The sequence below is a fragment of the Bacillus bingmayongensis genome, from assembly GCF_000299035.1.
GTDB classification, from domain to species: Bacteria; Bacillota; Bacilli; order Bacillales; family Bacillaceae_G; genus Bacillus_A; species Bacillus_A bingmayongensis.
Genome location: NZ_AKCS01000019.1, coordinates 1 through 12,258 on the forward strand (window position 1 = coordinate 1; position 12,258 = coordinate 12,258).

Annotated in this window: 10 protein-coding genes and 1 other annotated feature; all 10 genes read left to right on the top strand. The window is 36.9% G+C overall.

The window, feature by feature from the left end; all coding sequences use genetic code 11:
• The first annotated feature begins 457 nt into the window (after positions 1 to 457).
• The 10 genes from ctsR to gltX all read left to right on the top strand — a co-directional run bounded on the left by ctsR (position 458) and on the right by gltX (position 11,801).
• Positions 458 to 919 carry a transcriptional regulator CtsR gene (gene ctsR / locus Y7E_RS0104410; RefSeq protein WP_016116930.1) on the top strand — a complete coding sequence of 154 codons (462 nt, stop codon included), beginning with the start codon at positions 458 to 460 and terminating at the stop codon, positions 917 to 919.
• Between the two features lie 148 nt (positions 920 to 1,067).
• Positions 1,068 to 1,616 (top strand): protein-arginine kinase activator protein McsA, encoded by a 549-nt coding sequence (locus Y7E_RS0104415; protein ID WP_017150103.1) that lies wholly within the window; start codon positions 1,068 to 1,070, stop codon positions 1,614 to 1,616.
• A gap of 4 nt (positions 1,617 to 1,620) precedes the next feature.
• Entirely contained in the window at positions 1,621 to 2,685 is a 1,065-nt protein-coding gene (locus Y7E_RS0104420; RefSeq protein WP_017150104.1) for a protein-arginine kinase McsB, read from the top strand.
• 22 nt (positions 2,686 to 2,707) lie between these two features.
• Complete coding sequence (gene clpC / locus Y7E_RS0104425) at positions 2,708 to 5,143, top strand: ATP-dependent protease ATP-binding subunit ClpC (RefSeq protein WP_017150105.1); 2,436 nt, start codon at positions 2,708 to 2,710, stop codon at positions 5,141 to 5,143.
• A gap of 95 nt (positions 5,144 to 5,238) precedes the next feature.
• The gene (gene radA, locus Y7E_RS0104430) at positions 5,239 to 6,615 is read left to right on the top strand and encodes a DNA repair protein RadA (RefSeq protein ID WP_017150106.1); all 1,377 of its coding nucleotides are present in this window, start codon (positions 5,239 to 5,241) and stop codon (positions 6,613 to 6,615) included.
• A 3-nt stretch (positions 6,616 to 6,618) separates the two neighbouring features.
• Positions 6,619 to 7,692 (top strand): DNA integrity scanning diadenylate cyclase DisA, encoded by a 1,074-nt coding sequence (gene disA / locus Y7E_RS0104435; protein ID WP_017150107.1) that lies wholly within the window; start codon positions 6,619 to 6,621, stop codon positions 7,690 to 7,692.
• Between the two features lie 160 nt (positions 7,693 to 7,852).
• Positions 7,853 to 8,971, top strand: a complete 1,119-nt coding sequence (locus tag Y7E_RS0104440; protein ID WP_017150108.1) for a PIN/TRAM domain-containing protein — start codon at positions 7,853 to 7,855, stop codon at positions 8,969 to 8,971.
• A 16-nt stretch (positions 8,972 to 8,987) separates the two neighbouring features.
• Positions 8,988 to 9,671: a 2-C-methyl-D-erythritol 4-phosphate cytidylyltransferase gene (gene ispD / locus Y7E_RS0104445; protein WP_017150109.1), complete on the top strand. Its 684-nt coding sequence runs from the start codon at positions 8,988 to 8,990 to the stop codon at positions 9,669 to 9,671.
• A 106-nt stretch (positions 9,672 to 9,777) separates the two neighbouring features.
• Positions 9,778 to 10,254, top strand: coding sequence for a 2-C-methyl-D-erythritol 2,4-cyclodiphosphate synthase (gene ispF / locus Y7E_RS0104450; protein WP_017150110.1), 477 nt, complete (start codon positions 9,778 to 9,780; stop codon positions 10,252 to 10,254).
• Between the two features lie 89 nt (positions 10,255 to 10,343).
• Positions 10,344 to 11,801, top strand: a complete 1,458-nt coding sequence (gene gltX, locus Y7E_RS0104455; protein ID WP_017150111.1) for a glutamate--tRNA ligase — start codon at positions 10,344 to 10,346, stop codon at positions 11,799 to 11,801.
• Between the two features lie 49 nt (positions 11,802 to 11,850).
• Positions 11,851 to 12,098: a binding site (T-box leader), on the top strand.
• Positions 12,099 to 12,258: the final 160 nt, after the last annotated feature.

The window sequence follows — 12,258 nt, forward strand, 5'->3', positions numbered from 1 at the left end:
GGCCTTGCCCCTGTGAGAGTAGGACGTCGCCAAGCAATTTTAAGACGAGTCATTTTGACTCGTCTTTTTTGTACACTTTAAAAAATAGCCCATCTTTCATCATTTTCCGAATTTCTTCAATGTTGATAGCAAAAGCTACACCATAACAGCTTCTTACATTTTGTGTGAGTGATTGCATCCTCTGTATTCTTTGTTAATTTCTCAATAGGAAAACTTCTGCTTTTCTTCATCCTAGACTTTTATAAAATGCACATTGGTAACCCCTATAGTCTTACATTGTTATAAATTTAATAAGACATTTAAAGGGTATTTTTTTAATAGACCTAAATAATAAATTGAGTGATTAAAGAACAAAAATTTTGGCTAGGATAGTGAAGAAGCAAAAGAGTTGCAAATTTCTTTAATACGTATATAATTAAAGTCAAAGATAGTCAAAGTCAATAAAGGTGGCGGATAAATGAGAAATATATCTGATATCATTGAGCAATATCTAAAGCAAGTTATTGACTTAAGCAATAATAATGTGATTGAGATTAAGAGAAATGAGATTGCGGATCGATTTGATTGTGTCCCGTCTCAAATTAATTATGTAATCAATACTCGTTTTACGTTAGAAAGAGGATTTGTAGTTGAAAGTAAACGAGGCGGAGGAGGTTACATTCGCATTATCAAAGTCAAATTGCATGACGATATAGACATTATTGATCAAATGCTTCATATGATTGAGCATAGTATTGCGCAAGGAAATGCGGAAAGTATTATTATCCGATTAGTGGAAGAAGATATTGTGACAAATCGGGAAGCAAAACTTATGCTGAGTGTGCTAGATCGATCTGTATTATTAATGGATTTACCTTCTCGAGATGAACTTAGGGCTCGGATACTATGCGCAATGTTAAGGACACTGAAATATAAATAAATACAGCTTTTGTTAAGAAATGTTTTTAGCGGTAATTCATTTTATAGTGGGACTTTTTACAGATAAGATTAAGTTAACAAAATAATCTAATGACGTATAAAAAGTATCATGAGGTAGATCGTTCCTGTTGTGAAGGTAGGGATATAAGATGACTTGTCAAAATTGTAATATAAGACCAGCAGCTTTACATTATACAAAAGTGATAAACGGACAAAAGACGGAAGTTCATCTTTGTGAGCAATGTGCAGAGCAAAATGGCTATACGTCTTTCTTTCAATCAACACAATCTAGTTTTTCTTTTCATGACTTACTAGCTGGATTGCTACATGGAAAACAATCAATGATTGAAAACCAAGAGGATAGCTTTTCGGATACAAGAGTGTTGCGATGTCCAACTTGTAATATGACATATAAACAATTTGCAAAAGTGGGTCGCTTTGGATGTGCTTCTTGTTATGAGACATTTAAGGAACAACTAAAGCCAATGCTGAAGCGGCTTCATGGTGGTCATACACATCATTGTGGAAAAATTCCAGAACGTATGGGAGGAAATATTCATCTAAAGAAAGAATTAGATGAACTAAAACTAAAATTAAGGCAATATGTACAGAAAGAAGAATTTGAAAACGCAGCTCAAACGCGTGATCAAATTCGAAGTATTGAAAATCAGCTTAGTGAGCATAGAGAGGGGGAATAATTCTATGTCACTGGATCGTATTATGAATGAAGCAATTAGTCCGTGGATGAGGGGAGATGGTCCCGATTCTGATATTGTTTTAAGTAGTCGTATTCGTTTGGCTCGTAATTTAAAAGATTATCATTTCCCTATTATGCAAACGGATGAAGAAGCTAAGCAGATTACTAATTTATTTCAAAAGAAGTTTGTAAATCAGAAAGTGAAATCCTTCGGGAATTTTGAACTATTAAAAATGAATGAACTAAAGCCGCTTCAGCGAAGGGTTTTAGTAGAAAAACATTTAATTAGTCCTAATCTTGCTGGAACAGAATTTGGTGCGTGTCTACTATCAGAAAACGAACATATAAGTGTAATGCTTAATGAAGAAGACCATGTGCGGATTCAGTGTTTGTTCTCAGGATTGCAATTATTAGGAGCGTTACAAAACGCAAACAAAATGGATACTTGGATTGAAGAAACAGTTGAATATGCTTTTGATGAATCGCTTGGCTATATTACAAGTTGCCCTACAAATGTTGGAACGGGGTTACGCGCTTCTGTGATGATGCATTTACCAGCACTTGTTTTGACGAAACAGATAAATCGTATTATACAAGCGATTCAACAATTAGGTTTAGTCGTAAGAGGAATATACGGTGAAGGTAGCGAAGCCTTAGGTAATATATTTCAAGTTTCTAATCAAATGACATTAGGAAAATCAGAAGAAGATATTATAGCAGATTTAGAGAGTGTCGTTCATCAGCTTATACAACAAGAGAAAGTAGCTCGAGAACTGATTAAGAAAAATTCAAGTATTGAACTTGAAGACCGAGTATATCGTTCTTATGGTGTACTGGCCAATAGTCGATTAATTCAATCGACAGAGGCAGCTACTTGTCTGTCAGATATGCGGCTAGGCATTGACCTTGGTTATATAAAAAATATATCAAGAAATATTTTAACAGAGCTGATGGTATTAACTCAGCCAGGAATTTTACAGCAATACGCGGGCGGTCCTTTAAGCCCGGAAGAAAGGGATTATCGAAGAGCAACATTAATCCGTGAACGATTACGAATTGAACAAAATTGAGCGCAAGTAGGAGGCGATTTCTATGATGTTTGGAAGATTTACAGAACGAGCACAGAAAGTATTAGCTTTATCTCAAGAAGAGGCAATTCGCATTGGACATAATAATATTGGGACAGAACATATTTTACTTGGGCTTGTACGCGAAGGAGAAGGAATTGCAGCTAAAGCGTTAATTGCCCTTGGGTTAAGTCCAGAGAAGGTACAAAAAGAAGTAGAGGGATTAATTGGGCGTGGAACAGAGATGTCTCAAACTGTTCATTATACACCACGTGCCAAAAAAGTAATTGAGTTATCGATGGATGAGGCACGTAAGCTTGGTCATTCTTATGTCGGAACGGAACACATTTTATTAGGATTAATCCGTGAAGGAGAAGGTGTTGCAGCGCGTGTTTTAAATAACTTAGGTGTAAGTTTAAATAAAGCAAGACAACAAGTATTGCAGCTTCTTGGAAGCAATGAAGCTACATCAGGTCATCAAGGTGGTGCATCAGCAAATGCAAATACACCAACGCTTGATAGTTTAGCAAGAGATTTGACAGTTGTTGCACGTGAAGGGCGCCTAGATCCTGTTATTGGCCGTAGTAAAGAGATTCAACGTGTTATTGAAGTATTGAGTCGCAGAACTAAGAATAACCCAGTATTAATTGGAGAACCTGGTGTAGGTAAAACAGCAATTGCTGAGGGCTTAGCACAGCAAATTGTAAATAATGAAGTTCCAGAAACATTACGTGATAAGCGTGTTATGACGTTAGATATGGGTACAGTTGTAGCTGGTACAAAGTATCGTGGTGAATTTGAAGATCGCTTAAAGAAAGTGATGGATGAAATTCGACAAGCGGGTAATATTATCTTGTTTATCGATGAACTTCATACATTAATTGGTGCAGGTGGTGCAGAAGGTGCGATTGACGCATCCAATATTTTAAAACCATCGTTAGCACGTGGTGAATTGCAATGTATTGGGGCGACAACATTAGATGAGTATCGTAAATACATTGAAAAAGATGCAGCGTTAGAAAGACGTTTCCAACCAATTCATGTTGACGAACCAAGCTTAGAAGAATCGATTCAAATTTTAAAAGGATTACGCGATCGTTACGAGGCACATCATCGCGTTTCCATTACAGATGATGCAATTGATGCATCTGTAAAACTTTCGGATCGTTATATTACAGATCGTTTCTTACCTGATAAAGCGATTGACCTAATCGATGAAGCAGCTTCAAAAGTACGCTTACGTTCCTATACAACACCGCCAAATTTAAAAGAACTTGAAGTGAAGCTTGAAGAAATTCGAAAAGAAAAGGATGCAGCCGTACAGAGCCAAGAGTTTGAAAAGGCAGCTTCTTTACGAGATATGGAACAACGCTTACGTGAAAAGTTAGAAGATACGAAACGTCAGTGGAAAGAGCAGCAAGGAAAAGAAAACTCAGAAGTAACAGTAGAAGATATTGCAAATGTTGTTTCTACGTGGACACGTATTCCAGTTTCTAAACTGGCACAAACAGAAACAAATAAATTATTGAATCTAGAATCTATTTTACATGACCGTGTAATTGGCCAAGATGAAGCTGTTGTCGCGGTAGCGAAAGCGGTGCGCCGTGCACGAGCGGGTTTAAAAGATCCAAAACGTCCAATTGGTTCATTTATTTTCTTAGGACCGACTGGTGTAGGTAAAACTGAGCTTGCACGCGCATTAGCAGAATCTATGTTCGGTGATGAGGATGCGATGATTCGTATTGATATGTCTGAGTACATGGAGAAACATTCTACGTCTCGCTTAGTAGGATCTCCTCCAGGATATGTTGGATATGAAGAAGGCGGTCAATTGACTGAAAAGGTTCGCCGTAAACCATATTCTGTCGTTCTATTAGATGAAGTAGAGAAGGCTCATCCAGATGTATTTAACATTTTACTGCAAGTGCTAGAAGATGGACGTTTAACAGATTCTAAAGGGCGTACAGTTGATTTCCGTAATACAATTGTTATTATGACATCTAACGTTGGTGCGGAAGCGTTAAAACGCAATAAACATCTTGGTTTTAACGTACAAGATGAGGGCCGTGATTATTCAGATATGAAGGGCAAAGTAATGGATGAATTGAAAAAAGCGTTTCGTCCAGAATTCTTAAACCGCATTGATGAAATTATTGTGTTCCATATGCTTGAGAAAAAGCATATTCAAGAGATTGTAACGCTTATGGTTAATCAACTAGTGAATCGATTAAAAGAACAAGAGATTGAATTAGAGTTAACAAGCAAAGCGATTGAAGCGATTGCTGATAAAGGATTTGATCGTGAGTATGGTGCTCGTCCACTCCGTCGAGCAATTCAAAAACATGTAGAAGATCGATTATCAGAAGAGCTTCTAAAAGGAGCAATTGAGAAAGGTCAAAAAGTTGTCTTTGATGCTGAAGGAGAATCATTTGTCATTCGCAGTGCAGAAAAGGTAAAATAAGTATAGACAAACAAAGAGGGCTAAATAATAGCCCTCTTTCTTGTACAAGAAGGATACATGTTTACATATGAAAGTGAAGTGAAGTAAAAAACAAAATGGCTAAAAAGAAAACGAAATTTATATGTCAAGAATGTGGTTATCAGTCACCGAAATATATGGGGAAGTGCCCTGGATGCGGGCAATGGAATACGCTTGTTGAAGAGATGGAACAAGTTGTATCATCAAGGCGTATCAACTATGCAAATGCGATTCAAACGGAAGTAACGAAGCCAAGGCGTCTTACAGAAGTAGAAACAAAATCAGAGGCACGGATTGAAACAAAATTTCAAGAATTTAATCGTGTACTCGGTGGAGGAATTGTTGATGGTTCCCTCGTACTTATTGGAGGAGACCCTGGAATTGGAAAGTCAACTTTATTGCTACAAATATCATCGCAATTAGCGGATTCTTCGTATGATGTATTGTATATATCTGGTGAAGAATCAGCAAAACAAATTAAACTTCGTGCAGATCGTCTACATGTAAATGGAGATAACTTATTTGTTGTTTCGGAAACAGATTTACAGAGAATTGCGGCACATATCGATGAAATGAATCCTTCCTTTGTTGTTATTGATTCCATTCAAACTATTTATTTACCAGAAGTAACCTCAGCGCCAGGAAGTGTTTCACAAGTACGTGAATGTACAGCCGAACTGATGAAGCTTGCAAAAACGAAAGGAATTCCAATTTTTATCGTAGGACATGTAACGAAAGAAGGCGCAATTGCAGGGCCGCGTATGTTAGAGCATATGGTGGATGCAGTTCTTTATTTTGAAGGAGACCGTCATCATACATATCGTATTTTACGAGCAGTTAAAAATCGCTTTGGTTCTACAAATGAAATGGGTATATTTGAAATGAAGGAATTAGGTCTTGCGGAAGTATTAAATCCTTCTGAGATTTTTCTAGAAGAAAGACCCGTTGGAGTTGCTGGCTCTACAGTTGTAGCTTCTATGGAAGGGACAAGGCCGGTTTTAGTAGAAATACAAGCATTAATTTCTCCTACTAGTTTTGGAAATCCACGAAGAATGGCTACAGGGATTGATCATAATCGTGTATCGCTTATTATGGCAGTGCTAGAAAAAAGAGCAGGTTTATTATTGCAAAACCAAGATGCTTATTTAAAGGTTGCTGGAGGATTACGATTGGATGAACCAGCAATTGATTTGGCGGTTGCTTTAAGTATTGCATCGAGTTTTCGAGATAAGTCAACTGCACCAACCGATGCGGTAATAGGAGAAGTTGGGTTAACTGGAGAAGTAAGAAGGGTATCGAGAATTGAACAACGAGTACAAGAAGCGGCTAAATTAGGATTTCAGCGCGCCATCATCCCACGAAAAAATTTAGGGGGTTGGACAATTCCTGACGGGATTGAAGTAGTTGGTGTATCTAATTTAGGAGAGGCGCTTCGTTTGACATTAGGAGGCTAGGCTATGGAAGAAAACAAGCAACGTGTCAAAAGTATGATTAATATTTTACAGCTTGTTGCACCAGGGACACCTCTGCGGGAAGGAATAGATAATGTACTTCGCGCGCAAACAGGTGGCTTAATTGTCCTTGGATATAACGATCAGATTAAAAGTATTGTTGATGGAGGGTTTCATATTAATTGTGCATTCTCTCCTGCCAGTTTATACGAACTAGCAAAAATGGATGGAGCTCTTATTTTAAATGAGACGGGAAGTAAAATTTTAATTGCAAATGCACAATTGGTTCCCGAGTCATCTATTGATTCCATTGAAACAGGAATGCGTCATCGTACAGCAGAACGTGTAGCGAAGCAAACGGGAAGTCTTGTTGTTGCTATTTCACAAAGGCGTAACGTAATTACGCTATATCAGGGAAGTCTACGTTATACACTAAAAGACATAGGTGTTATTTTAACAAAGGCAAATCAGGCAATTCAAACTTTAGAAAAATACAAGGCAGTATGGAATGATGGTATTACGAATTTGGGTATTCTAGAATTTGAGGAAGTTGTTACGATGTCTGAAGTGGTCCATGTCTTGCATAGTGTTGAGATGGTACTTCGTATTAAGAACGAAATCCTAAGTTATATTCATGAATTAGGAACAGAAGGTAGACTTATTCGTTTACAGCTTACTGAGCTATTGGCAGATTTGGAAGCAGAGGCGGCATTATTAATTAAAGACTACTATCAGGAAAAGACACAGGATCACTACCAAATTTTAAAAAAATTACAGGAGCTTGCAAATGCACAGCTTTTAGAAGATAGTGATTTAGTGAAATTGCTTGGTTACCCAGGACAAATGAGTTTAGAGGAAAGTGTTACACCGAGAGGGTATAGGATTACAAGTAAAATTTCTAGGGTACCACCTCTTATTATTGAAAACTTAATTAATCGATTTAGAACATTGCAAGGTGTTTGTCGCGCAAGTATTAACGAATTAGATGATGTAGAAGGAATTGGAGAAGTTCGAGCGAAAAAAATACGTGAAGGTTTAAAACGAATCCAAGAGCATTTATATATGAGTAGACACAATTAAGAATATTACATTGATTTCATAATATAACGACACTAGCGCATTTTTGGTATATGATATGGTATATTGGTAAATAAAACAATTTATGAAAAGACACGTCCGCTTTTGCATTCGGCGTTTTGATTAGCAAAACAATGGTTAATAATGAGTAGGAGGTGGTTGGATGTTAAAACGGATCGTACAGCTCTTCTTTTTAGTAATCGGGGGAGCATTAGGGATTTATTTAATCCCGAAACTTATTAATGTATTGGACATTGGTGCAGTTCCTTTACTTGAAGGCTCATATGTTCGTGCAATTATTGGTGCCATTATTTTATTTTTAACAACATTTTGGCTCGTAGATTATATTGTTCAGCTTATTAAACATATTGAAGAAGCGCTTGTAAAGGCTCCTGTAACAGATGTTTTATTTGGTACGCTAGGATTAATTTCGGGCCTTATTGTTGCATATTTAATTTTGATACCAATTCGTGAATTTACAATTCCAGTTATTAGCACTGTATTACAAATCTTCTTTACACTTTTACTTGGTTACTTAGGGTTCCAAGTAGGATTTAAAAAGAGAAATGAATTGTTAGGATTATTTACACTACCCCAACGCGGTGGTAAGAAGAAAAATAATAATAACGAGAATGAAGAAGTTGGAACAGAAGCAGGAGTAGAAGAATCCTCTTCTCATTGGAAAATTCTTGATACAAGTGTAATCATTGACGGACGTATTGCTGATATTTGTCAAACAAAGTTTCTAGAAGGAACAATTGTGATTCCTCAGTTTGTATTAGAAGAGTTGCAACATATTGCAGATTCTTCTGATGCATTAAAGCGTAATCGCGGGCGTAGAGGATTAGATATTTTAAACCGTATTCAAAAAGAGATGCCAATTCCAGTAGAGATTTATGAAGGCGATTTCGAAGACATTCAAGAAGTGGACAGCAAGCTTGTGAAATTAGCGAAGGTAACTGGTGGTACTGTTGTCACGAATGATTTTAATTTAAATAAAGTTTCTGAACTACAAGGAGTAACGGTTCTGAACATTAATGATTTAGCAAATGCGATTAAACCAGTTGTACTTCCTGGTGAAGAATTAAGTGTTTATGTTGTCAAAGATGGAAAAGAACAAAATCAAGGTGTTGCTTATTTAGATGATGGTACGATGATTGTAGTAGAAGACGGTAGGGAATATGTTGGTTCACAACTGGATGTACTTGTTACGAGTGTACTACAAACATCTGCTGGTCGCATGATTTTTGCGAAGCGTAAATTACTAGAAAAAGCATTATAAGTAGAGGGTTATTAGCATGTATACATTAATTATTCCGGCTGCGGGCCAAGGGAAGCGAATGGGTGCTGGTAAAAATAAATTATTTTTGCTTATTAATGAAGTGCCTATTATTGTGCATACATTACGCGCCTTTGAAAAAGATAAAGCATGTAAAAATATTATTATGGCAATTAATGAAGAGGAACGCCCTTATTTTGAAGAGTTAATGCAGAAGTATCATATTCAAAAGGATGTGCAGTTTATTCAGGGCGGAGCTGAAAGACAAGATAGCGTGTATAACGCTGTTCAACATGTGAAGCATGTTGATTACGTTCTTGTACACGATGGAGCACGTCCGTTTGTAACGAATAAAATGATTCATGCTGTATTAACTACAGCGAAGCAGAAGGGTGCTTCTATTTGTGCAGTACCTGTTAAAGATACTGTGAAAAAAGTAGAACAGAATACGGTTGTTGAAACAGTTGAACGTTCTCAGTTAAGAGCGGTACAAACACCACAAGGGTTTTCCGTTCCTCTTTTATTAGAGGCGCATAGGAGTGCGAAACAAGGATGCTTCCTTGGTACAGATGATGCAAGTCTTGTAGAACGCATAGGAAAAGAAGTAGGCGTAGTAGAGGGTAGTTATTATAATATTAAAGTAACAACACCAGAAGATTTATTAATTGCCGAAAGTTTCCTGCGTGTTCAGAAGGAACGATAGTGATGGTATAATATTAAGAAAAGCTCGGTAACTACCGGGCTTTTCTTAATAGATTCATCGAAATAAGATTATGAGTTTCAGTAGTTTAGTTTAAGGAGGATGTAAAATGTTTCGAATTGGACAAGGTTTTGATGTACACGAATTTGCAGAAGGTAGACCATTAATTATCGGTGGAATTACGATTCCGCATGAAAAAGGTTTATTAGGTCACTCAGATGCAGATGTACTTTTACATACAATTGCTGATGCATGTTTAGGAGCAATTGCTGCAGGTGACATCGGAAAACATTTTCCAGATACAGATCCTGCCTTTAAGGATGCAGATTCAGCGGTGTTATTACAAAAAGTTTGGGAATTTGTGCGTGAGCAAGGGTATGAGTTAGGTAATCTAGATTGTACAATTATTGCACAGAAGCCAAAAATGGCCCCACATATTGAAAGTATGCGTAAGCGTATTAGTGAGTTGTTAGAAACCTCTATAGATAATATTAATGTAAAGGCGACAACGACTGAAAAATTAGGATTTACAGGGAGAGAAGAAGGAATTGCTTCTCAAGCAGTTGTATTATTACAGAAAAAATAGTTGTTTTTGATTCGTAAGATGGATAATCATATTTTTTTGGTGTACAATTATAGAATGTGTTGACATTAAGAATGGAAGGTGTACCAATTATGGAAAAGCAAGTGAGAGTGCGCTATGCGCCAAGTCCAACAGGACACTTACATATCGGAAATGCGCGTACGGCATTATTTAATTATTTATTTGCTCGTCATCAAGATGGCAAGTTTATTATTCGTATTGAAGATACTGATGTAAAACGTAACGTTGCTGGTGGTGAAGAAAGCCAATTAAAATACTTGAAATGGCTCGGTATGGACTGGGATGAAGGTGTTGATGTTGGCGGTGAATATGGACCATATCGCCAAACAGAACGTTTAGATATTTATAAAAAGTTATATGAAGATTTACTAGAGCGTGGTTTAGCTTATAAATGCTACATGACAGAAGAAGAATTAGAAGCAGAGCGCGAAGGACAAATCGCTCGTGGTGAAACACCTCGTTATGCAGGGAATCACCGTGATTTAACAGAAGAACAAATCAAACAATTTGAAGCAGAAGGCCGCATTCCAAGTATTCGTTTCCGTGTACCAGCTGACCGCGACTACACATTTAAGGATATCGTAAAAGATGAAGTTGCTTTCCACTCAAATGACTTTGGTGATTTCGTTATTGTGAAAAAAGATGGTATTCCAACGTATAACTTTGCGGTAGCAGTAGATGATCATTTAATGGAAATCACACACGTTCTTCGTGGTGATGATCACATTTCTAATACGCCGAAACAAATGATGATTTATGAAGCATTTGGATGGGATATCCCGCAATTCGGTCATATGACATTAATCGTAAATGAGAGTCGTAAAAAATTAAGTAAACGTGATGAATCTATTATTCAATTTATTGAACAATATGAAGCGCTTGGATATCTTCCAGAAGCGATCTTTAACTTTATCGCATTACTTGGTTGGTCACCAGTAGGAGAAGAAGAAATTTTCTCTAAAGATGAATTTGTTGAAATGTTTGATGCAGCTCGTTTATCAAAATCACCTGCATTATTCGATTCTCAAAAACTTAAATGGATGAACAACCAATATATGAAAAAGCAAGATCTAGATGCTGTTGTTGCATTAAGCTTACCTCATTTAGTGAAAGCTGGTCGTGTAAGTGAAAACTTAAGTGAACAAGAACAAGCTTGGGTTCGTGATGTAATTGCTTTATATCATGAACAAATGAGCTTTGGAGCTGAAATTGTAGAGCTTTCTGAAATGTTCTTTAAAGATCATGTAGATTATGAAGAAGAAGGACAAGAAGTATTGAAAGGTGAACAAGTACCTGAAGTACTTGGCGCATTTGCAGCAGGATTAGAGGCTTTAGAGGAAGTAGAACCGGCGGCAATTAAGAAAGCAATTAAAGCTGTTCAAAAAGAAACAGGCCATAAAGGTAAAAACTTATTTATGCCAATTCGTGTTGCAACTACTGGCCAAACACATGGTCCAGAGCTTCCGAACGCAATCGTACTTCTTGGAAAAGAAAAAGTTTTAAATCGTATTCGTAAAGTAATTGGTTAACATTTAACGAATTTAGAAATATAATAAAAATACGTTAAAAACCTAATAAAGGAAAGCGACGAGAAGGAGAAGTAGAGAATCAGGCTTTTTACAGAGAGAACCACCTTTTGGCTGGAAGTGGTTTATAAGCGGATTTTTGAAATGCCCCTTCGAGTCTTCTGCTGAACAACGAAGAGTTTCGGGAAACGTCATAAGTACGCAAAGTAAGCAGAAGCGGTATAAACCGTTATCATGATGAGTTTGAGGCTTTATTTAAGCCTAAACAGAGTGGAACCGCGCTTATAAGGCGTCTCTGTCAATTTGACAGGGGCGTCTTTTTTTATACCATGTAAATAGGCAGGGGTATAAATTTTTGTACAGATGGATAAAGACTAGGTAACAAGTAAGGGAGTTAGCGATAAAGTGAAACTGTAATCAGTGGGTGTTTTCTTCATTTCTCACTAATTATTAGTCTTCA

What these genes read in the sequence shown, in the direction of transcription:
- gltX (WP_017150111.1), top strand. Translation starts at nt 10,344, where the DNA reads ATGGAAAAGCAAGTGAGAGTGCGCTATGCGCCAAGTCCAACAGGACAC.
- Y7E_RS0104415 (WP_017150103.1), top strand. Translation starts at nt 1,068, where the DNA reads ATGACTTGTCAAAATTGTAATATAAGACCAGCAGCTTTACATTATACA.
- ispD (WP_017150109.1), top strand. Translation starts at nt 8,988, where the DNA reads ATGTATACATTAATTATTCCGGCTGCGGGCCAAGGGAAGCGAATGGGT.
- ispF (WP_017150110.1), top strand. Translation starts at nt 9,778, where the DNA reads ATGTTTCGAATTGGACAAGGTTTTGATGTACACGAATTTGCAGAAGGT.
- Y7E_RS0104420 (WP_017150104.1), top strand. Translation starts at nt 1,621, where the DNA reads ATGTCACTGGATCGTATTATGAATGAAGCAATTAGTCCGTGGATGAGG.
- clpC (WP_017150105.1), top strand. Translation starts at nt 2,708, where the DNA reads ATGATGTTTGGAAGATTTACAGAACGAGCACAGAAAGTATTAGCTTTA.
- radA (WP_017150106.1), top strand. Translation starts at nt 5,239, where the DNA reads ATGGCTAAAAAGAAAACGAAATTTATATGTCAAGAATGTGGTTATCAG.
- disA (WP_017150107.1), top strand. Translation starts at nt 6,619, where the DNA reads ATGGAAGAAAACAAGCAACGTGTCAAAAGTATGATTAATATTTTACAG.
- ctsR (WP_016116930.1), top strand. Translation starts at nt 458, where the DNA reads ATGAGAAATATATCTGATATCATTGAGCAATATCTAAAGCAAGTTATT.
- Y7E_RS0104440 (WP_017150108.1), top strand. Translation starts at nt 7,853, where the DNA reads ATGTTAAAACGGATCGTACAGCTCTTCTTTTTAGTAATCGGGGGAGCA.